Here is a 21,633-nt window from a genome sequence, read left to right on the forward strand (position 1 = left end):
TATTCTACCTCAAACAAAAACTGGTGTACTTTGGCTCGGAATGGCTGGTGCAGTATGCCTCGGAATGGGTGGTGTAGTATGGGTCGGAATATCCACGGACAGTTAAATTGCGCGGATGTGCACACCCCGCTGTACTACCCTGGAATTTCAGAATTCACCGATATACCTTGATGAGCTGGAAAGCAGGGAAGCCTTTTACAAAAAGCCGATTTGGGTATTTAATTACGATAAGTTCAAAAGCTTCCGAATTTTGAAAGCCTTGCCGGATGTGGATCATCCCCATTTGGCAGACTTTGAATTTTGCCACACAGACCACCTTTCTATGATTAGAAAACTGCTTACCGGTCGTGGCAAGCCTAACATATTGACCTTCTACCACCCTGAGCTGAAGGCACTACCGCTAACTTCTTTTGTTATTCTTTTTGCTGGAGAAATCCGCACCGTATGTGGTACCAGGCGAAGCACCCCATTATTGCAGATCTGGGGGGTCATTTTTTATACCAGTTGAAACAGCGTAAACAGCTATCTGGCGACTACCCCTATCTGCATATGATTACCAGGCAATCCTATATTGAACAGTACCCGAAGTAAATTCACTTTACCCCTTATTCGCCTTATTTCTTAGCTGCCAAAACTATATACAGCAAAAAACAGTTGTATTGGAAACATATACCATGGAACCCATTAAAAACGTTAAACCATTGAGCGCAGAACAACTTTTCGACATTTTGAAAAAAGAGTTTGCAGAATTTATCAACACCAAGCTGGATTCCAGCCTAACTATTGAATATGCCCACGTTGCCGATATCATTAATATTTCATTCCCTGAGGTAATTGATAACGCTGCATTTACTGTAACTGTTACGGAAGATGACTTGGTGGTATCAAACAATGCTATAGATGTGGAGTACAATACAGAACTGCTGGAAGAAAACCTGATTGAATTTCTTACCGTTCAAGCTGGCTAATCCAGCCACGGGCGCTATAAAAAAGAAAATGGGGCTAGTCATACCGACCAGTCCCATTATCTAAATTAACGTTCTCATATACATAAGCGCATATTCCGCGGAAACATTGTGTGGTGTTAAAATAATTTAAATTCTTTTTGAAACCCTCCTCAGGCTTTACCAGCCTATCGGGAATATCACTAACACTGAAATATGTTCCAGTGCGCCCCTCAGATGTTTCAGTGTAAAAGTGATCTGGTTTTCTACAGAACGTTTTGACATACCCAATCTTCCGGCAATTTCTTCATTACTCAAAGTCTGCTTACGGCTCATCAGGAAAATCTCCCTGCATGTTTTTGGAAGATCGTCCAAAGAACTGTGCAGTTCCGTATCAAGATCGGTAGTGGTGAGCCGCTCATAGCCGGTGCTGGACACCGTACGGTTAGACAACCCTTCTACATTAAATTTATAATCAATAGGAATAATTTTGGTGGCTGCTATATGTCTACATACCTGGTACCGCGAGGCAGCTGTAAGGTAGCCCTTAACCGCATTGATATGTACCGTTTTTCTATTGGCCCACAACCGGCCAAAAAATTGTGTCAAAAAACGGGGGGTATAATGAGAATTGCAAACCTCGGAACATTTAAATTAAATCTTTAACATTATCTTTAGTAATAAACTACCTCGGGGCAGAGCCCGAGAGGTAGTAAAATAGTGCTAACTGTCAAGATTACAGAAAAATCGAAGCAGAGCTTCGAGGACTCAAACCTAAAAATATTAAATTTTCTCACCCGGGATTTCTCCAATAGTCCAAATAATCTTAGAGCCTGTTTAAATTTTATTCAATAATAACTTTATAGCGGATAATTTGACCATCGTTTCGGATGTTTCCATTAGCAGCTCATAGTTTTTGCAAAGTCTTCTATCGTTGTCGAGCCACGAAAAAAATTCTCTCTACCACCCATCTTTTGCCCACGGGCTTAAAACTGGCCTTGTTTTCCATTGTGCGCATGACCACCCGGAGCACATAGCCGAATGCCTTTTTTAACCCCCCTCGCTATCTCCCCCTGTAACGCCGTCGGCAATGATCACTTTTACGCTGCAGAGGAAATCCTTTAGCACCCGAATCAGTAAGATGACCGCTTTGCTATCTTGGATATGTGCCACCCTAACCATTACCGCTATCAAGAAACCATTCATGTCCACAACCACGTGCCTTTTTATGCCCTTTACCTTTCTATTGCCGTCAAAACTGTTCAGAGACCTATTGTTCCCCCACCTTACGCTTTGGCTATCAATTATACCCAGGCTGGGTTCGGCATTTGGCCGTAGCCTACCTAACTTTCTCCCTGAGTTTTCCATGAGAATGTCGATCTTGCATAGATCGGCCCATTTTTTATAGTAATAATAGACCAGTTGCCATTTGGGAAAGTTAAGGAACAACATCCGCCACTGACAGGCCGTTTTGACCAGATAGTGGATGCCATCCCAGATAAGACGAAGGCAATGCTTACACTTTCGGTCATTAAAGTTCAAAGTTTTTTTTTATAATCACCGTTGCCAATCGCTATTCTTTCGATTGGCGAAGCCCTTTTTTCAACTTATCAACACATAATAAATTTTATTATTTTTAAACAGGGTCTAAATTTAACCTAATATTTTTTGATGGTGTTACTCTACAATCAAATTTTTAGATTGAGATTTGAGTTTTTGGTTTGGATTGGCTAAGAAAAGTTTTACATAATCCGTTCCATCGACAGTAAATCCTGGAGCATGTCCCTTGTTGTGGATAATCAGCAATTGACTATTGGGCATGTAACGTTTAATTAATGTGTTATAGAATGTTCGACAATCAGGGTCTACATCGCCGCCCGATATCAACGCGGGAATGCTTGAATATATGGGTTGTTTTGCGATTTTTGGTTCAGGTTTTACCTGCCAGCAATCACATATTTCATGGTTCACATTATTAAATCGATAGCCAGCCAGCCAAGGAAGCACCTGAGACTGCTGCTTTTCCAGTTTAGGATCAGCGTAAGCTATTTGTTCTGTGCAATAAACGGAGTAACGCATTCCAAGAGAAAGACTCACGTCTCCTTCAAAAGCACCATCGAGGACTTCTCTAACATATTGTTCATGGTGACTTTCTATGATGTCAATGATTACTGAAGCCACAGTACTAACTTGCCGGGAATTTAGTCGGTCTAATACCGCATCAAGTAACTCATTTTTAGTATAAATTACATTAATACTATTAATACTATCCTTCTCTTTGTAAGAAATATTAAATTTTTTCCCGGTGATTGATGTGAAATATTGATGAAACCTTGCTCTAATGTTTTTATATCTCGCAGATGAGGAGTCTGTTTCACAATTTTTAAATATTTGCTCCAATGCCTCATTAATATTAAATAACGCGTGTTCTTCAAAATTAACATATCCTGGAAGCGGCGAATTTAAGATTAACGTACGAACTCCTTCAGGATGAATACGTGCCATTGTAAGCATAAGACCTCCACTGTAAGATACACCAACTAAATTAAGGGAATCAACGTTTAACGCTAACCTCAAATCATTTATGTCTTCGGCACTCTCTACGGTGTTGTATGCTGATAAATCGACTCCTTGCGCCTTAAAGCGGTTTCTGCATCCCTGTACGGCAGCTAATAGAAGGCTATCCTTGTTTTTCCCATCCTTGTAGCTACGCTTAATGGCTGAAGCTACCTCCATGCAGTCCAGACATGGTTTCGCGCGTTTTGACCCGCGCTGATCGAACGCAATAAAGCCGCCAAATGCCAAAAAGCCAGAGTTATAGCTTATACTATCAATATTTACCGTTGTGCTATAGCCCGGCCCGCCTGTTGTGTAAAGCGAAATATTTTTATGAGCATCCTGATCTGGTTTACGTACATATAAAAATGGAATTTTCACCTTTCGTCCATTCGGTTTATTTCTATTTTCAGGTACGACGAGGTAACCAGTTTTTAAAATCAGTCTTGGATCTGCTTTAACCATTCTAAGAAAAGGCTCTATAATTGGCTTATACTTTTGACTGTAAATGGTTTGACTGAAAAAAAAGGAGGAAAGCAGGGCTATAAAAAATATTTTCATGAGTGTTGTTTAGCTTACAAAGAAAAGAATTGGGATCGCCTGCTGAAAGTAAAAAACGGACAATTTATAAATGTTTTGTCAGTCTTTGGCCAGTAAAGTTAACTATATCTTTATGAAAGTGGCTTAAATCGTAGTAACCGTAGCTCATTGGAATAAAGTTTTCCTTATCATTAATGAACCCTGTTAGCGCATTTCTTCCACGAAGTATTGAAAAGTAACTTTTAGGAGAGGCACCAATCACCCTATTAAAATAACGATTGATGGTTTTAGAAGTAATGAACATTCTTTCTGCAACTTTAGAAGTATTTAACTGCATCCCAGATGCTCGATATTCGCCAATGCAATTATTAACGATATTTATATAGTGATCTTGGTCACCTCGCTTAACGAATATTTCTAACAAATAGGATTCGATAAGTTCCACTCTTTCTTCAAAACTTATTGACTGCTTTATTTTTCGCAGTAGTTCAGATGGCAAAATTTGAGTTAGATTAATAACTTGATCAATAATTGAAACCTGATTGAAACCTAAAATAGTTTCCATCCCACCAGGATTAAATTTAACAGTAAATATATTATCAGTAGGCAGTTTATGTCGGGTAACATCACCGTTTCGTAATATCAAAACATCTTCTCCCTTTTTCACATAAAATCGGCTGTCCTTTAAGTCTATATAATAAGGGGCACCAAGGTTAATATAAAAAGTAGGTGTCCAACTGGGAAACATTTTTACCGGCGAAAATTCATTTCTCATTCCTTGAAAAGAGCAATCGGAATTTGATTGAGAATAAAATTCGATGTAATTAACCAATTCTCCACAAGGGATTTTAAACTTATATATTTTACGGATATTTTGAAATATCTCAACCATGTTTTATGACTTAGCAATATCTATAAAAATAGCCCATTTATTGATGAACTCGCGATTTAAATTCGTAAATACAATTGTTTTTTACATTAAGGTTGGGAATGTAAGATAATACAAAACGAAGTTACTTTTAAAAGCGTTTAGACGTTTTTTACTTGGGTTGACTCTTTTACGTGAAATTGAATTATTGGTGTGCAATCTGATTCTAAAATTTAAGCTAATGAAGAAATCGATAAAATGGTTTAAAAACCTTAGTAAATATATATTACGTATAACACTTCCAATGCTTCAGTTCGGATAAAAAACAATATTTCTCATAAAACGTTGGGATAATGGTACCTCAAAAATGAACTTTCTTAGAAAAACGGGGGTTTGATGAGACGACTTTTCTCTAGCTAAGAAACGGCACATATCTTTTTATCTGTTATGGACAGATAATAGACTTAAGGATTATACCTGCATTTTGTACATTTGAAAATTATCTTGTATTGTCAGTATTATTTAAAACATCAATTATATTTGAATAACGGTAATTCTCAATATGTTTGAGAATGTACAGAACAATTACCAATTAGTAAAAAAAACAATAAATTATTTAGTAAGTTTTCATATACACGCCAATGTTATATTTTTTCTATGAAAAAGTTAAAATCAAATACAATTCACTCTAAAAAAAGCAGCGTTATATTTTCAAAAGAACTTATCGAAATTTATTGTATCAAAAATACTGAACGCTTGGTGGGTATTAAAAATTTAAGACTAGTAAACATCAGTTTAACGGCTTTACTGATTATATTGCTTGCAGGATGTTCTCAAAAGCGAATACCAAGTTCAATATATAAGTTATCGGCAACAGACTTCAATAATCTATTTCCAAAAAAAAATAGCTTTTACAGTTACTCTTCCTTATTAAAGGCAGTCAACAATATGTCCGAAATAAAATTGAAAATCGAAAGGCGAGGGGACTGGATTTACAAGATTACTCGAATGACCAAAGGTACAGACGAGGTGATCAGACAGGATGTTGATTGGGAAGAGGAATGGGCAAAGAACAAACCATACAATGTAATAACTGTCGACTATGCTGATTTTTGCTCAGAACCTCATACAGGAGAGAAGGAGTTAGCCGCTTTTCTTGCCCATATTGCCCATGAAACAAGAAGAGGAATGACCAATTCATTTGATGACGGATTGATGGCCAAACATGAATTAGATACAAATTCGACTTATGTAATTCCAAATAAGGTGTATCCGGCTTTTGCCAACAAGAAATACTACGGACGTGGACCTCTGCAACTAAGTTACAATGGAAACTACGGAGCTGCATCAGAAGCACTTTTTGGCAACAAATTTGTTCTTTTAAAAAAGCCAGAAATGGTTGAAAAGGATTCTGTTGTTGCTTTTGAATCTGCGATTTATTTTTGGATGACTCCACAAGGTAAAAAGCCTTCCGCTCACGAGGTGATCGCAAAGAAGTGGCATCCGAGTGCAAATGAAAAGGGTTTAGGATACACTGCCGGATTTGGAATGACCATAGATATTATTAACGGAGGGTTAGAATGTGGTCTGGGAGAAAATATGGTGGCAATGAATGATCGAATTGGATTTTACAGATTTTTTTTGAAGAAGTTGGGGGCCGTGGACAAAAACTGTTCTTGTTCGTGCGGAAAAATGACACCATTTGTCCCATGATATGATGATAATTAATAGAAGGCTAGACTTTTGACGTCCACCAATATCGGTTATTTCTATAGCAAAACTTAGGTGGATAAATGATAATCGATAGGCATAATTAGTTTCAAGAAACGGCCATTATTGATAATGTAATAGAGCCTTCCTATTTGATCAGATGCTACGGGAAAATCATGTTGTCTCGCCGTTAATATAAAAAGTACAATTGTTTAATCAAAAAGTATTTCCTATTTTCACAACTGCAACAGATAACATCTATAAATTCAGAAATGGAAAAACTCAACGAGATAAAAAAAACAATAAAAACACTCGAGGCTGATGTTACCGCTTTCTATGAGAAAGGCAACAAATCTGCCGGTACGAGGTTGCGGGCGGGGATGATCAGGTTAAAGGGTCTGGCCCAAGAGATGCGCCAAGAAGTGTCAAGCAAAAAAAGTACGCCAAAGTAATCTATCCTTCCCATATCTATCTCGGGAAACCGGAAATAGAACGGCGGTATATTATTCGTTATCATAGACGACGACCTGATTTCTGCGGAGATCCCGAGGGAATCCCCATGGTTCCCCAATTGACCTTAGTGAAAAATTATCCGGTCCCAATATCGACCAGTGACGGTATGGTGGAAGAAGAGAGATTTTGCAGAGCTTTCTCTAGCTTTTTGCGAAGTACGGGAATATCCCATTTACATGTTGCCAAGGTATTATAAAAATTACCTCCGTATCTTGCTCATTACAACGCAATTTCGCAATTGCTTTTCACTCCCTCTTCTTCTTCATTCAGACGTCGTAGCTTAACTACAAATTACCTTAAATCGAACGGTTGAACCTATATTTATTAGAAGAAGATAAAGGAACAGTCAACTAAATTACGATATTTTTAATGTTTCCTTTATTTACGACAGAAAATTGATTTCGGAACCGCCCGCCACAGAAATAAGCAGCTCCTTGGTGGTCTTATTAGGTAAAAATTACGTGTCTAATAAACTAACCCGTTTTCATACATTTGGTCTCTATGAAAGCTCAGTCCAAATTATTACGCGCTGGCGGAGAGATGGGGGAATTGACCCGTTCCTTCGACTGGTCTACGACAACTTTAGGAGCGGTCCGGTTATGGCCGCAGAGTTTATTGACCCTTTTGAACGTGGTTCTCAATTCTAAGTTTCCAATGTTCTTGTGGTGGGGCCCAGAATTGATACAATTTTATAACGATGCGTACCGGCCAAGCTTGGGAATCGAAGGAAAACACCCAACAGCTCTTGGTCAACGGGGTGAAGAATGCTGGCCTGAAATATGGGCGGTTATCAAGCCTATGATCGACCAGGTGCTTTCTGGCGGCGAGTCGATCTGGCAGGAAGATCAACTCATCCCAATATTTCGCAATAACAGATTGGAAGATGTTTATTGGACTTTTAGTTATACGAGGGTAGATAATGAAATAGGCGATCCGGCAGGAGTGCTGGTAATCTGTAATGAGACAACAAGTAAGGTAAAAAACCTGAACACAATTACCGAGGCGAACGAAAAGTTGCGTATTGCTCAGTTACAGGCAGAAGGTCAGCGTGATAGATTAAATCGGTTTTTCATGGAAACTCCTGTCGGGATCTGTATCCTTGATGGAGTTGATCTGGTTTTTGAGCTGGTCAATCCACTCTATCAACAACTTTTTCCGAGCCGGAAATTACTGGGGAAGGCTCTATTGGATGCCATACCAGAAATTAAGGGACAACCGATCTGGGAAATTTTACAGGAAGTTTATCAGACAGGAAAAACCTACGAGGGGAACGAATTGCTGGTTCCCCTGGCCCGATATGAAAACGGCCCGATTGAAGACCGATATTTCAATTTTATCTATCAAGCTAGAACTGATGCCCAAAACAGATCAGATGGCATACTTGTATTTGTTATTGAGGTTACAGATACAATATTGTCCAAATTGGAACTGGTGAAAGCCCAGGACAACTTAACAATGGCAGTAACAGCAGCGCAATTGGGAACGTTCGATCTTGACCTGAAGAAGGGGACTATGGATTGGGACAAACGCTGCCGTACACTTTTTGGCATCAGCCATAATGATAGGGTTACCTATGAAAAAGATTTCCTGCCCGGCCTCCACCCCGATGATATCGATAGGATCGATACCATAATCAAGAATGTATTTGTCAAATCGATCAGCAACGGGAATTATGATGAAGAATACCGCACCATCGGTGTAGAAGATCATCAGTTAAGGTGGGTGAGAGCCATGGGTAAAGCTTATTTTGATGAGCAGGACGAACCTCTTCGATTTGTCGGCTCTGTGATGGATATAACTGAGCGAAAACAGGATGAGATCAGAAAAAATGATTTTATCGGAATGGTTAGCCATGAGCTGAAAACGCCGTTGACCTCGCTTACCGCACTTTTACAGATGTTAAGTCTAAAGTTAAAAAACAATAGCGATCAGTTTGTTGTGGGGGCGATATCAAAATCCAACACACAGATAAAGAAAATGGCAAATATGATCAAGGGTTTCCTTGATATTTCACGTTTGGAATCTGGGAAAATACATATCGAGAAAGAACATTTTCATCTGGATCAGCTGATCAAGGAAATTATTGAGGAGATCAAACTTACGGTAACGAGCCATTCTATCGATCTTATGCCCAGTGACGCGCTAGATATCTATGCCGACCGGGACAAGATAGGGTCTGTTATAACCAATCTGCTTACCAATGCTGTAAAATATTCACCGGAAGGAAAAATTATCCGGGTAGCGTGCAGTAAGGATCATAACAGTGCGAGAGTTAGCGTTACAGACCATGGTATGGGCGTAAAACCAGATGATATTGAAAAACTATTTAACCGGTATTATCGGATAAAAAACAAGCAAACCCATAACATTGCAGGTTTCGGGATAGGCCTTTACCTATGTGCGGAAATCATCGAGCGGCATGAAGGCGAAATCTCTGTCGAAAGTAAGTCGGGTGAAGGTTCTACCTTTACATTCACGTTACCATTGATATGATCTAAAATTGATTTCACATAACCCTTATCTTTTACAAAACAAGTGCTCACATTAAAAAGAATCCCTGATCTGCCGCAAAAGTTTGCGAATGTAGGGGAGAAGATCAAGAAGAACGGGCTATTTACCTTAATTCGCGCCCTTGAAAGTTTGAGTACCCAATAGATTATCTTTTAAATTCTTAGCTTTATCGATAACCTTTGGCGCATTGTCTTTTAATTCATCAAGTTTGGACTTGCCAAATCCGTTTTTATTTATTAGGTATTGTACTCCCTTATATAAAGCAAAACCGAGTAGTGCATTTTTTATCAATCCCATTGTGTTTTTAGTTTTATAAAGAACATAAAGGTCAGAATATAGTTCTTACTTTTTATGAATAGTGTAAGTTGATAGTTGTGCTGCTGTTAACTTGAGATAATTTCGTTCATTTTTATCACGCTGGCCAATTTTCGTTGAACCGTTGGATAACGAGAGTCCAAAGCTGAGCCATCTTATAAAAACGTGGGGGTCCTGATATCAGTTGCTAAATCTAATTGTTAAAGGCTAAACTTGAAAACTTTCATTTACAATGTATGGATGTCAACCAGATTCCAAAAGAAAACCAGCATAGAAGAAATTGTAGATTAATGCAAACAAAAGCCAGAGGAGCGACCTACGTTAATGTTGGGATTATTCGACCAAAATGATAAATTATAGCCTTTTTTGAACATGCTGTCGATACCTTTACTTATTTTATGGAAGGTTTTTGTCCCATGATCAGATACGGTCCAGTATTATTATTTCGGTTCGTGAAATCAACATTCATTTTCCGTACAGCGGGTAAGTCGGGTTTCTGTCTCCAATGTCGGGTGATGAATATTTTCGTGTTGGAGATGGTGTTTCACTTCTTCCTTTATTTTTTGTATTTGCAGCATAGTAGTATCGTTCTCTACTGTTAAATGTGCTGTCAAAGCATTTTGTGTAGTGCTAATTGCCCAAACATGGATATGATGAACCTCTACGACACCTTTTACCTTTAAAGCTGCTGCTTTTATTTTTTTTAAGGTAATTGTGTCCGGCACGCCATCCAACGAAAGGCGTAAGCTATCTTTCAACAAATTCCAAGTGCTCACGATAATTACAGCACAAACGACCAAACTTAAAATGGGATCAATCCAATAAATGTGGGTGTAGTACATGATTATTCCGCCAATAACCAAACCCAATGAAACAACCGCATCGGAAGCTAAATGGAGAAAAGCACTTTTTACATTTAGATCTGAATCCCTATTTCTAAAAAACATCAAGGCTGAAACAGCATTGACAATAATGCCTATACCCGAAACTATGGCTATGGTAATACCCGGCAATGGTTCAGGATGCCTAAAACGCAAAATCGCCTCATAACCTATCGCGCCGATTGAAATCAACAATACTATTGCATTAAAGAGCGAAATAAGAATGGACGATTTTTTGAAGCCATAGGTATATCTATTATTGGCTTTCGACTTGTTAAGCTTGAAAGCCAATAGCGATAGAGCCAATGCACCAACATCTAAAAAATTATGCCCTGCATCAGATAGTAATGCCAGGGAATTGATGCGGAAACCTATAAAAACTTGAATAATCACGTAAAGCATATTTAACACAATCCCCACAATAAATGCGTTATTTACGTTTGTCAATGCTATTACGGCATGATGCTGATGGTTGTGTCCTTCGTGCTGGTGGTTATGATTTTTTGTCATGCCTTATTAATTTATTTACATCGATCAATGAACGAGCGGTATGCATTGCTCCTGAAGGTCAAAGTTAGGTTTTATATAAAATTCATTGTCCCAGAGTCATGCAAAGTTAAAAAAAATAAAAATTGAATGGAGCCTTACAAAAATTTGTAGATGAAGTTAGTAGGTTTATCTATCTTATTTTTAGGGCGGGCAAGAAATTCGATGGTGGGAAAGTTTCATATGATTTAGCTACAAACCCACATCTATAAGGACTTTCTTCTCCTTTTTTGAAGCTAAATTTTAACGGTTTTAAAAAGGCTTTTACAGCTATGATTCTTTCCGGTTTTTTGTTTCAATTATTAATCTTTCCATAAACGCAAATATATTATACGTGGGCTAAATTAAAAGAAAGCACAAAATTTACACGGGTCCGCTATAGGACTTTTACCTAAATTGCACGAGCAATTCGAGATCAGACACCCGACGATGTAAGTCGTCCAAAATGAAAATTCTATAGAACATCTAAAAGATTGTGTAAGTGGCGAGTAAACTGACAGCGTTTAAAGAATCCTTCCAGGTCTTAAAAAATCGGGTATTCGCGACATTGTATTTTGCGGAATCGATCAGCCTGCTGGGGGACGCTTTTACCTGGGTTGGTCTAGCCCTGCTGTCTTACCAATTTGGTAAAGAGAAATCGGCAATCATTTTAGCTACCGCGCTAACCCTGCGTGTTACCGCATTTATTATCTTCTCGCCATTTGCAGGGGTATTGGCCGACCGGATACCCCGGAAGATGATATTATACACCACCCATTTTATCAGGATGGCTATCGTCGCTTGCCTGCCATTCATCCACCAGGAATGGCAGATCTATGCGCTGGTTTTCTCGCTCAATGTATTTAACGCCTTTTTCACCCCAACCTACCGAGCTGTTATACCTCAAGTCGTAGACCATATCCATTACCGGCAGGCCGTTGGTTTGTCGACGGCCACCTTTCAGATATTAGGTGTCCTAGGGCCGGGCTTAGCGGGGATATTAGCCATTTGGTTCGGCGCGAGGCAAATATTTTTTATTGATGCGGGGTCATTTGTGCTGGCGGCTGTTTTAATTCTTATGCTCCCGGCCAGCAAATTACAACATACCGTAAAAAAAAATGAAAAGACCTTTACCGCCTGGCACGATGCAATTAAAGGTGTCCGGTTGTTATTTAAAAATCCCCTGATCAGGTTTGCGCTGTTTATAGAATTCGTTTCGGCGATCGCAGGGGTCTCAGATACTGGTGAATACCGTGGGCCATATCAAAAGCGGCCTACATTTAGACGATAAGCATTACGGCTGGGTGATGGCGGCATTTGGGATCGGAGCCAGTATAGCGGCATTTGTGGCTGGCAGCTTAGATAAAACCAAAACACGCAGGTTCTCGTTGATTGTTGGCGCGGCGGTGTTGGCGATCGCTATTTCCATCACCAATTTCGTAGGCTATCCGGTGATGTTGGTTTTGTGGTTATTTGCCGGTTTGGGACAAAGTCTGGCTGAAATGCCATCGGAAACTTTGATCGGTGAGAATATTCCCGAGAATGAGCAGGGCAAGGTTTATGGTTCGCACTTTGCCTTTTCACATTTATGGTGGGCTATCGCTTACCCGATAGCGGGTTATACCGGCAGTCATTACGCAGGTAAGGATTTTCTACTCGGCGGTGTCCTTTCGGGTGCCTTATTACTCATAGCTTTGTTTTTTAACAAGAGCTCAGCGAAGAAGGGAAATCAGCCATATTAATCTCGCACCGTTTTTCTACCTCGCGTTTAGCTGACCGGATTTTGGTATTGGATAAAGGAACTGTACTGGAAGCTGGTATGCATGAAGAATTAATATTAAAGAACGGCCGCTATGCGGAATTATTCCGGCCACAGGCAAAAGGCTATCAATAAATTGTTCATTTTAGGCTACAGCAATCAAAGTATATATAGGGAATTTATGAATAATTGATAATTTTAAAAAGAAAAGTGGATAACGAACAAACCGCAATACGAACAACATACTTTAGCATCATCGGAAATACTTCTTTAGCCCTGATAAAAGGGCTTGCAGGCGTCCTCGGTAATTCCTATGCCTTGATTGCCGACGCGATCGAATCCACTACGGATATTTTTTCCTCGCTCTTGGTGCTATTAGGTTTTAAATATGCCAAGCGGCCACCTGATGAGAACCATCCCTATGGACACGGACGAATTGAACCGTTAATAACTTTTGCTGTTGTGGTCTTTCTTGTCGTTTCTGCCACGATCATTGCTTATGAAAGTATCCAGAATATCCAGATACCGCATAAGACTCCAAAAGCATGGACTTTGATTGTGTTAGGTTTGATTATTGTGTGGAAAGAAATTTCATTTCAGATCGTAATCAAGAAAAGCAAACAGACAAACAGCTCTTCGCTCAAGGCAGATGCCTGGCACCATAGAAGTGACGCGATAACTTCGGTAATGGCATTTATTGGAATTTCGATTGCTATCATATTTGGAAAGGGATTTGAGACTGCAGATGATTGGGCAGCTCTATTTGCTTCTGGATTTATTTTATATAATAGCTATCTTATTTTAAGACCAGCTCTAGGGGAGATCATGGACGAACAACTTTACGGTGACCTCATCATCGAAATTAGGGTAAAAGCTAAGGAAGTGCATGGCGTTTTGGGAACGGAGAAATGTTTTGTCCGAAAAGCAGGTATGAAGTTTCTTGTTGATCTACATGTTATTGTGGATGGTAATATCTCGGTAAGGGAGGGGCACGATATCGCGCATAGGCTCAAAGACTATCTACAAAAAGAAATAGAAAATTTGGGCCAAGTGTTAATCCATATAGAGCCGAATGAATAAGAGGTCTTTAAAGTTCTGCGCGAGAATGTCTACGTGGAATCAATGCAAATACGCAAACATCTAGCCGTAAATTAACTTGAAAACCTTATAAAGTGTTATTAATTTGTAATCTGAAATATTATTCTCATAAAACGGTGGAATAACAATAATTAAAATCCATTTATCTCAAAATACCGGGGTTTAATGAGTCAAGATATCTTCTCACTTAATCGCGGAATAATGACAGTTCACGTTAAGTTGAATCGTAATGTCAAATAGATTATTATCTAAAAACTAAAACATCAATTTTCCTTTGCTCTCTTTTAAAGGTTAATCCCAAATCACCAAGGGTTTTTTTTAAGTCACCTTTTTTTTCGGGCATAAAACTAAAGGATATATTGTACCTATTTGTGTCGTTAGTTTCATCGATTACCGGAAGGTCTAATAAACCGAACTCTTCCAAATATTGAGCAATTTGTTTAAACCGAATCCCTTTCCCACTAAAATTTTCACCGCTACCATCAAAATTTTCGTCAACACTTTTGGATTTCTCCAAACTACCAATCTTTTTTTTGTCGGCGATAGTGAGTACGTAGACGGGTTTTAGCTGTTTTTCAATATCTGCTTGCACATCCATTTTCTCTTTAAGATGTATTTGCAAAGTATGCATTAATTTATCCTCCTGCCCCTTTGGAACAATTAGGTCGATACAATATTGTTTTGCCATTTCCGCTCGTTTCTCTAGGCTAGTCGAATCTTTTGTTCTGCCATAAGGGACATCTCCGTAAGCAATTCTATAAGCCAATGCCAGAGACGCATTTAAGAAACTTATTCTGCGATTTTTGTAGATAGGGTCATTCTTGTATTGCTTGGTCATGACCGGCAGCCCTTTGAGCTCGGGCTGTATAATGAACAATTCTTTAACGGTATCAGGGACTTTAAAGTAGGACATCCAAGAATCCTTATCCATATTATCTTCTTTTAAGGGCAGATCAATCGTCTTTTCTGCCAGCACATCGGCAATAATTTGAGCGGTAATATTTTCAGGAGTTGTTATTGCAACTACTTTGCCTGTGATATCTATGAGTACTGAATGTGGTATAATGCTATACGGAAATGCTTTTCTATAAAAATCTAAACTGTCAGAACCAAACCATAAGTCAGAAGACTGATTATCAACAAAGCTTTGAATTCGTTTTTCATTCTGTGAAGAAATGGCAATTACCTGCAATTTTCCTCCATAGGTTTTTTGCAGTTTATCTAGATGAGGCATAGCTGCTATACACGGACTACACCAAGTGGCCCAAAAATCCAGCAAGATTACCTTGCCTCTGAGTTGACTCAAATTGTTAATTTTACTTTCAGTGTTAAGAAGTTTAGGCAATGGCAAGCTATCTACAAATTGGCCAACTTTTATCTGTGCATTCGCTACGGTTAAAGATAAAATGCAGAACAAGGGAAGGATAATCTTTTTCAAACGAATCATATTTAAGCCAAAATTTTTGTTGGTTAAATTTATGATAAGGTAGTAAATATTAAGAATCGATAATGTTATTATAATTAAAATGTGTTCGGATCGACTACAAAATTCTTATTAAACGGTGGAATAAAGCGATAACTCAGATGAGATTTTTTGTCTTTTCGATTAAATTAGGTACCCGTTCCTTGAGCCCGTCAAATTTGGTATTGCCAAACTCATCTTTTTTGGTCACGTACTTTACCCTCTCGTAGATCGCTATTCCCAATGTCGCGTGTTTTATTGATTCCAGTTGTACAATTGTCTAATGAGGTCGACAACACCTGATTTGATCTTAGGTTTTCAGTGGTTTTTTAGACCCAGCATGGAAGTTGCGAAATTTAGAAATAGTTGTCGGTAAGCACATTCCACAGGAATTCAACGTATTGCCCATTTTTGAATCGTTCTTTAACAAGATTCCAAAGCACTTTAGTTATCCATTGGTCAGAGAAACTTAATGATTAGAAAATTTCAAAGTGTCCTTCTGATATTTGAGTACCCAAGGTTTGAAACGACGATGGCTTGAATATACCATAAATTAAAACCATCGTTATTCTCAACTTTTTTAAATTTGTACATTGATGCGAATTAAATCATTGAAAAAATGAAAAAACAACCACCTTTAGCAGTTAAAGATATCCGATCTTCGCTTTCATTGAACTTGAAATTGAGCGACAGGGTTGCTCTTCGGATAACCAATATCTTTGGGAGTATCACGTTCCTTATTATCTGTGCCATTATCTTTTTGGTTTGGATATTATGGAATACGGCCATCATTCCCGGCGCCCTTCCCTTTGACAAATATCCCTTTCCGGGCCTTGAGATGGGAGTATCTATTTTCGCGATAATATTATCGGTTTCCGTGCTGATCAGCCAAAATCGCATAGGCAGGTTGGAAAAGACACGTCAAAAAGTGGAATTCGAGGTTAACTTTAGGGCAGAGAACGAGATTACCAAAATCCTCCAGATGCTACACGAAATGCAAAAAAAAATGGGTATCAATACCCAAGATCACGAATTGGAGACAATGAAGGAGAATATTGACCTCCAGCGACTGCATGAGCAAATCTGGGATGAGGAAAAAAACCCCGACCGAGAAGATTAGTTGTCGCCTATGATGGCAGCCTTCTTTCTTCTCATATTCACGCTATGCGGCTTTAAGAAATTATAGGTAAAATTCACACCCATAAACTGTGTTCCCCTGCCACTTTCGGTACCATCAAAAAATATATATCCCTGAGTTACGGAAACTTGGGTTATCTCTGAGATATTGAAATTTATGCTGTTGCATATCTCGGTCATCAATGTTTCCTTGGCGCCAAAGACATAGCCCGCACCAAGACAGAGGCCTTCTGAGAAACGGCCCTTCGAAAAGACATTGATTGTGGGTCTAACTTCGACAAATACAGAGCTGTCTCTCGTTGAAGCTAGTGAACTCAGTCTACCCATAGCAATTCCTATGTCAAATATGCCATATGTTCTTCCAAATTCTAAAGCCAGAGCAAACCTCTTTGCTATCCCACCCGTTGAGTTTACAAAAATATTGGATGCGATACCCATGTAAAAATACCGTGGCTCCCTATTTTCCTTTGTTGTATCAGACTCTATGGTGGTATCTCTGACAGACAACCCAATTGGATTATGGTGCACCCTGCTCGAGCCATTATTCTCCTGGGCCCTGGAGAATAACGAAAACGCTATAAGCGTACAGAAAAATGATATCTTTTTCAATCTTGTTTTATTTCCGATTTTGGCTGCAGTAAAGAGATAATTTTGTCCAATTTCTCTATTTCTATAGCATCTAGCCTTTTTACCAGATGCTCTATTTCTTTTTTTGCCGCAACATTCGTTTTGTAGTCATTATCGGCCTGTGCGCGATCTCGCTGACTCTGCCGATTTTGGGCCATCATAATGATCGGCGCAGCGTATGCTGCCTGGGTAGAAAAGAGAAGATTCAACAATATATATGGATATACATCCCAATGGTGAACAAAGGCAATTACATTTAAGACCATCCACACTACAACAAAAATAGTTTGAATAATTATAAAACGCCACGATCCCATTCCCTGCGCTACTGAGTCCGCTATTCTTTGTCCGAAAGTAGAAGAGTGGTGATGGGCTTCGTGCCAGGTTTTTGGTTCTTCGACTGGTTTAATATCTTTCATATTTGGCATTTATGACGTTTCTAATTGAGTAATGCGTGATTCAAACCGACAAATCCTTATGCTCAAATCAACATCAACAATGATGTCGGAACATATTTTATATTTCGGTATCGGTGGAACTCCGCACAGTAAATTTAATTTTGATAAATGAGTTTTATATGAAGTTTGAAGAAATTGAAAATATAGCTGATCCGTGGAACATTGATAAAATCGCTAAGCCAAAATAAGCCCATACCAAATCAGTTAAAATCTCTACTTTGGAATGTAATACAGGGAAGCCCCCCAAAATAGCGAATTGTGCATAGGGTATCTATCAAAGTCACTGGCGCGCTGTTCTTAAGAAATCTGAAACTTAAAAATTTCAATGTTGTTTTGAGTTGGCATTGGCCAGCAAGTAACAATTATTAAAATAGATTACTAATAGATAGCCCCTGATTTCATTAAAGAGAGCTCAAAAGACTATAAATTCTCATTAAACGGTGAAATAACGAGATTTCAAAATTGAGCTATATTAGAAAAACCGAGGTTTAACAATATATACTAACACCTTAGTGATTTCACTTTAGAATAAGAATAAAGGAGTAGCCTTGTGTAATTTAATGCCTCGCAAAACCGCGGTTGTCATCAGCTTGCATTTATTCTTGATCTAAGAAATAGAAATAAAGCGAAAGCAATTATGACAAATTCGTATATCAAAAGAGTCAAATTGCCATTTATGTTTGAAGTACAAAATCTTATTTCAAAAAGTCCGTTGTTTGTTCCGTCAAATCCGAATGTATGCAATATTAAATTTCCTGCTATGTGAAGTGTGACTGCTGTCCAAATTGATTTTGTATAATAAATAACTGCTGTGAAAAGCAGTGCCATTGTAAAAGTAGTAATAACCATAGTCAGCCCACCTCGTGTCATTCCCAGTCCTTGCAAATGAAAAAGCCCGAACAGCAAAGAAACAAAAAAAATAGCTCCGATTTTTCCGAAGAGCCTAATGGCAGCGACCAACAAAAAGCCTCTAAACAATAATTCCTCGAGGGTATTTCCCATACTATAGGAGATTAGGTCAGTAGCAAAATTTACTTTGGTGCCACTATTTCTTATGATTTCAAACGGGTAAATCAGATAGATAACGACCCAAATTGTAGCGAGCAGTAGACAAGCTAGTGCAATTCCACCCAAATACAGTTTAAAAGATTTTGCTTTGAATTTTAGTATCTCATTATTTAATGCATTTTTCTCAATGAATCGGTAATTGACATAATAACACAGCATTAAAAGTGGCGCCAATATTATTGATCGCATAAATAACGGAAAGAGCTTGTAACCCGGAAAAATACTTTGTCCAAGTACATTTATTGTCCAGATTATTGCTCCAAACAGTGCGAATAAAACCAGACTGTATAATAGACTTTTGTATGATGATATAGTTTTCAAAATGCAATAATTTTATGTTTAAGGCTATTCAGTGCTTGCTAACTACTGCTGACTATTAAACATGCGCTATACTATAACGTAGGTTTTTCAAATATCATGAATTAGCTGAGGAACTTTCATATATGCAAATTACTATCTTTGCTACCGATTCCCATGTATTCATCATAAATGTCGCCTAAATGCCGTTAAATGCCGTCCCAGAAATTGCACTATTAACCAAAAAACAAGCTGCTGCAATGGTTAAAGATGCACGTCTTAAAAAACCGCTAACACAGAAGGAATTAGCTGAAAGGGCAGGGATTAGCATACGCTCGCTTCAGCGTATTGAAAATGCCGACGTATTGCCAAGGAATTATACTTGGCGCCAATTGGCAGCAAATGTTGACCTGTTGGCGTTTTTACCCGAAAAAACAGATAAGCCTTTGGTTAGTGAGCCCACCAAGCTCAACGATGCTAGAAAATGGATTCTAAGTTTTAGTGCCTTTTTTATAATCATTTTATCTTTTAGCGCATATGTTTTGCAGTCGCCTTCTTTTCCGGAAACTAAATTTGAAACCTGCCTGATGCTGTTAACCGGGTGTATAACTTACGCCACAATCCTTTACCACGTTTGGAAGTAGCACATAAAAATGGCAGCAATCCTTCATGAAAATTAATTATTGTTAATTAATACCGCTATGGCAGCCTGCAGCTGTGGATATAATGAACTTAAGGCCGAACAGCTATCTCGAAAGCTGAATATTTAAAGGCTTAGCCAAGAAAGAGCAAATCCAGCGACGGCATTAAATACATAACTCTCACTCGGAAATAGGTTAACATCAGAGAGTTTCTAAAACTATTATTATTAAGAAACGGGGTATAATGAGAAAATAAGTAGAGAATCAGTAATTTAAAGCATACTGGGCAGAACTGCTATTTTTAAGCTAGATCGGAGCAGACCAATAAGTAAAACAAATATTAAAAAAAAGTGGCAGCTTGGAATTAAAATTCTAATCAGATTATATCTATTTGTAATGATAGGCGATGTGCCGCGCCTAACTCTTGTATTTACAACATAATTATATTATCTGAAATATTTCAAGCGTCTATTTGTTTCAAATAACTTATATTAAAACTTACTTATCGCTTTAGTAATGATATCAGTCAGCGAACTCTTGTCATCAATATATTTATTGCACATAAACAGTCCACCTAAGCCCGTTGAAGGGTTAAATTCAATAAATGAACTAACTCCAGGATCGTCACCATCATGTCCAATGGTACCATTAGTATAAAGATTCCACAAAACACCTTTGTTTCTTTTCGCTAAATTTATCCCTACGGGCCTATTTAAACTAGAAAATTGGGGTGTAAACATCACGCGAAAAGATTCAGGTTTAAGAATAACTGATTTCCCAGATAAACCGTTCATCATATCGATTAAAAATTTACTCAGGTCTAGTGCATTGGTCTTTAGTCCACCATCGGGGTAAGTAAGTAAGTCATATAAAGGAATTTTCACCTTACTATTAAAGTAAAGTTGGGCTTGATTATTCAAATTAAGCTCTGAAATAAACCATGCTGAATGCTTCATGCGCAGAGGTTTAAAAATATGGATCGAAGTAAACTTTTTGTAAGATACTCCCGACTTGATTTCAATTAAATATGCGATCAAGGTAGTTGCTATGTTACTGTATGAAGACGTCCTTCCAGCTTTATTATAAACAAAGTTATCGGGGCTGAAATAATTGCCTTCTTGAGCCAAATAATTAAACAAGAATTTGCTAAATGATGAATCTCTAAGCGCTTGCTTGTAACCAAATGCACTCATTGGTTTCAAGAACTCCGTATTATATGGCCGTAGTTTAAAATTGAAGCGATAAGTATTCATATAAATACCTTGCTTATCAACAATTCCTGATGTATGTGTCGCGAGCTCTCTTATCGTTATAGCATGAGCGGGTTCATATGGATTGATAACCTTGAACGGAAGAATGGTATTAATCTCTGTGTCCAAAGTAAAATAGCCAAGTTCAATTGCTTTCATAAGCGAAACTGCCAATATCATTTTACTAACGGAACCAATTTCTTGAGTTGTTTTTAAGGTGTATGGCTTGTTTGCAGATATATCAGCATATCCAAAGCACTTCTTGTATATCGGCCGATTTTTACTGACCATTACAACAGCCATTCCGGGTAAACTATCTCTTATCATTGCCTTTTCAAATTCTCTTGTAATTTGCTTTGCATTATTTTGTGCAAATACTGGATTACCAAAAATGGTCAAGAATAGAAAAATATTCAAATAGGTTAAAATGGGATTGATATTCATTTTTTCTGATAAGATTAGGTTCAAAACTA

The 21,633-nt window shown here is 38.2% G+C and carries 21 protein-coding genes and 2 pseudogenes; 10 read left to right on the forward strand and 13 right to left on the reverse strand.

What is annotated here, in order from left to right:
* Nucleotides 1-115 precede the first annotated feature (115 nt).
* Nucleotides 116-508 carry a hypothetical protein gene (locus ABIB40_RS19070; RefSeq protein WP_354361242.1) on the forward strand — a complete coding sequence of 131 codons (393 nt, stop codon included), beginning with the start codon at nt 116-118 and terminating at the stop codon, nt 506-508.
* Between the two features lie 151 nt (nt 509-659).
* A complete protein-coding gene (locus ABIB40_RS19075) occupies nt 660-968 on the forward strand; it encodes a hypothetical protein (protein WP_354361244.1) in 309 nt (102 codons plus the stop codon).
* 156 nt (nt 969-1,124) lie between these two features.
* On the opposite strand, the gene ABIB40_RS19080 is transcribed toward ABIB40_RS19075, so the two are convergent.
* The 5 genes and pseudogenes from ABIB40_RS19080 to ABIB40_RS19100 form a co-directional block, all read right to left on the reverse strand.
* Nucleotides 1,125-1,553 (reverse strand): sigma factor-like helix-turn-helix DNA-binding protein, encoded by a 429-nt coding sequence (locus ABIB40_RS19080; RefSeq protein WP_354361245.1) that lies wholly within the window; start codon nt 1,551-1,553, stop codon nt 1,125-1,127.
* A gap of 441 nt (nt 1,554-1,994) precedes the next feature.
* The gene (locus tag ABIB40_RS19085; protein ID WP_354361304.1) at nt 1,995-2,312 is read right to left on the reverse strand and encodes a transposase; all 318 of its coding nucleotides are present in this window, start codon (nt 2,310-2,312) and stop codon (nt 1,995-1,997) included.
* Between the two features lie 33 nt (nt 2,313-2,345).
* Nucleotides 2,346-2,486: pseudogene (locus ABIB40_RS19090) on the reverse strand (transposase); the annotation flags it as partial.
* 135 nt (nt 2,487-2,621) lie between these two features.
* Nucleotides 2,622-4,061 carry an alpha/beta fold hydrolase gene (locus tag ABIB40_RS19095; RefSeq protein ID WP_354361247.1) on the reverse strand — a complete coding sequence of 480 codons (1,440 nt, stop codon included), beginning with the start codon at nt 4,059-4,061 and terminating at the stop codon, nt 2,622-2,624.
* Between the two features lie 64 nt (nt 4,062-4,125).
* Nucleotides 4,126-4,932: a helix-turn-helix domain-containing protein gene (locus ABIB40_RS19100; RefSeq protein WP_354361249.1), complete on the reverse strand. Its 807-nt coding sequence runs from the start codon at nt 4,930-4,932 to the stop codon at nt 4,126-4,128.
* A 633-nt stretch (nt 4,933-5,565) separates the two neighbouring features.
* Here ABIB40_RS19100 and ABIB40_RS19105 point away from each other — a divergent pair.
* From ABIB40_RS19105 to ABIB40_RS19115, 3 genes are all read left to right on the forward strand, one after another.
* Nucleotides 5,566-6,621, forward strand: a complete 1,056-nt coding sequence (locus tag ABIB40_RS19105; protein WP_354361251.1) for a chitinase — start codon at nt 5,566-5,568, stop codon at nt 6,619-6,621.
* A 269-nt stretch (nt 6,622-6,890) separates the two neighbouring features.
* A complete protein-coding gene (locus ABIB40_RS19110; RefSeq protein ID WP_354361253.1) occupies nt 6,891-7,070 on the forward strand; it encodes a BF3379 family histone-like protein in 180 nt (59 codons plus the stop codon).
* Between the two features lie 562 nt (nt 7,071-7,632).
* Nucleotides 7,633-9,624, forward strand: a complete 1,992-nt coding sequence (locus ABIB40_RS19115; protein WP_354361255.1) for an ATP-binding protein — start codon at nt 7,633-7,635, stop codon at nt 9,622-9,624.
* Nucleotides 9,625-9,750: 126 nt separating this feature from the next.
* Here the strand turns inward: ABIB40_RS19115 and ABIB40_RS19120 are convergent, their stop codons facing one another.
* The 3 genes and pseudogenes from ABIB40_RS19120 to ABIB40_RS19130 form a co-directional block, all read right to left on the reverse strand.
* Nucleotides 9,751-9,939, reverse strand: a complete 189-nt coding sequence (locus ABIB40_RS19120) for a YtxH domain-containing protein (RefSeq protein WP_354361257.1) — start codon at nt 9,937-9,939, stop codon at nt 9,751-9,753.
* A 476-nt stretch (nt 9,940-10,415) separates the two neighbouring features.
* Nucleotides 10,416-11,348, reverse strand: a complete 933-nt coding sequence (locus ABIB40_RS19125) for a cation diffusion facilitator family transporter (protein WP_354361259.1) — start codon at nt 11,346-11,348, stop codon at nt 10,416-10,418.
* A gap of 169 nt (nt 11,349-11,517) precedes the next feature.
* Nucleotides 11,518-11,664: pseudogene (locus ABIB40_RS19130) on the reverse strand (DUF2683 family protein); the annotation flags it as partial.
* A gap of 201 nt (nt 11,665-11,865) precedes the next feature.
* Between ABIB40_RS19130 and ABIB40_RS19135 the strand changes: the two are divergent.
* The 3 genes from ABIB40_RS19135 (at nt 11,866) to ABIB40_RS19145 (ending at nt 14,202) form a co-directional block, all read left to right on the forward strand.
* On the forward strand, nt 11,866-12,654 hold the full coding sequence (locus ABIB40_RS19135) for an MFS transporter (RefSeq protein WP_354361261.1): 789 nt from the start codon (nt 11,866-11,868) through the stop codon (nt 12,652-12,654).
* Nucleotides 12,617-13,105, forward strand: coding sequence for an MFS transporter (locus ABIB40_RS19140; protein ID WP_354361263.1), 489 nt, complete (start codon nt 12,617-12,619; stop codon nt 13,103-13,105). Before ABIB40_RS19135 ends, ABIB40_RS19140 begins: the two co-directional genes overlap by 38 nt.
* A gap of 227 nt (nt 13,106-13,332) precedes the next feature.
* The gene (locus ABIB40_RS19145) at nt 13,333-14,202 is read left to right on the forward strand and encodes a cation diffusion facilitator family transporter (RefSeq protein WP_354361265.1); all 870 of its coding nucleotides are present in this window, start codon (nt 13,333-13,335) and stop codon (nt 14,200-14,202) included.
* A 262-nt stretch (nt 14,203-14,464) separates the two neighbouring features.
* Here the strand turns inward: ABIB40_RS19145 and ABIB40_RS19150 are convergent, their stop codons facing one another.
* On the reverse strand, nt 14,465-15,658 hold the full coding sequence (locus ABIB40_RS19150; protein WP_354361267.1) for a redoxin family protein: 1,194 nt from the start codon (nt 15,656-15,658) through the stop codon (nt 14,465-14,467).
* A gap of 643 nt (nt 15,659-16,301) precedes the next feature.
* Here ABIB40_RS19150 and ABIB40_RS19155 point away from each other — a divergent pair.
* Nucleotides 16,302-16,802, forward strand: coding sequence for a DUF1003 domain-containing protein (locus tag ABIB40_RS19155; RefSeq protein WP_354361269.1), 501 nt, complete (start codon nt 16,302-16,304; stop codon nt 16,800-16,802).
* Here the strand turns inward: ABIB40_RS19155 and ABIB40_RS19160 are convergent.
* From ABIB40_RS19160 to ABIB40_RS19170, 3 genes are all read right to left on the reverse strand, one after another.
* Nucleotides 16,799-17,428, reverse strand: coding sequence for a hypothetical protein (locus tag ABIB40_RS19160; RefSeq protein ID WP_354361270.1), 630 nt, complete (start codon nt 17,426-17,428; stop codon nt 16,799-16,801). The genes ABIB40_RS19155 and ABIB40_RS19160 overlap by 4 nt on opposite strands.
* The gene (locus ABIB40_RS19165; RefSeq protein WP_354361272.1) at nt 17,425-17,865 is read right to left on the reverse strand and encodes a DUF1003 domain-containing protein; all 441 of its coding nucleotides are present in this window, start codon (nt 17,863-17,865) and stop codon (nt 17,425-17,427) included. The genes ABIB40_RS19160 and ABIB40_RS19165 overlap by 4 nt, the downstream gene beginning before the upstream one ends.
* A 624-nt stretch (nt 17,866-18,489) precedes the next feature.
* Nucleotides 18,490-19,293 carry a CPBP family intramembrane glutamic endopeptidase gene (locus tag ABIB40_RS19170; protein WP_354361274.1) on the reverse strand — a complete coding sequence of 268 codons (804 nt, stop codon included), beginning with the start codon at nt 19,291-19,293 and terminating at the stop codon, nt 18,490-18,492.
* A 179-nt stretch (nt 19,294-19,472) separates the two neighbouring features.
* Here ABIB40_RS19170 and ABIB40_RS19175 point away from each other — a divergent pair, with 179 nt between their 5' ends.
* On the forward strand, nt 19,473-19,913 hold the full coding sequence (locus tag ABIB40_RS19175; RefSeq protein ID WP_354361276.1) for a helix-turn-helix domain-containing protein: 441 nt from the start codon (nt 19,473-19,475) through the stop codon (nt 19,911-19,913).
* Between the two features lie 488 nt (nt 19,914-20,401).
* Here ABIB40_RS19175 and ABIB40_RS19180 read toward each other — a convergent pair whose 3' ends face one another.
* Nucleotides 20,402-21,604, reverse strand: a complete 1,203-nt coding sequence (locus ABIB40_RS19180; protein ID WP_354361278.1) for a serine hydrolase domain-containing protein — start codon at nt 21,602-21,604, stop codon at nt 20,402-20,404.
* Nucleotides 21,605-21,633 lie beyond the last annotated feature (29 nt).

Origin of the sequence: Pedobacter sp. UYP30, from assembly GCF_040547165.1 — a bacterium.
GTDB lineage: Bacteria > Bacteroidota > Bacteroidia > Sphingobacteriales > Sphingobacteriaceae > Pedobacter.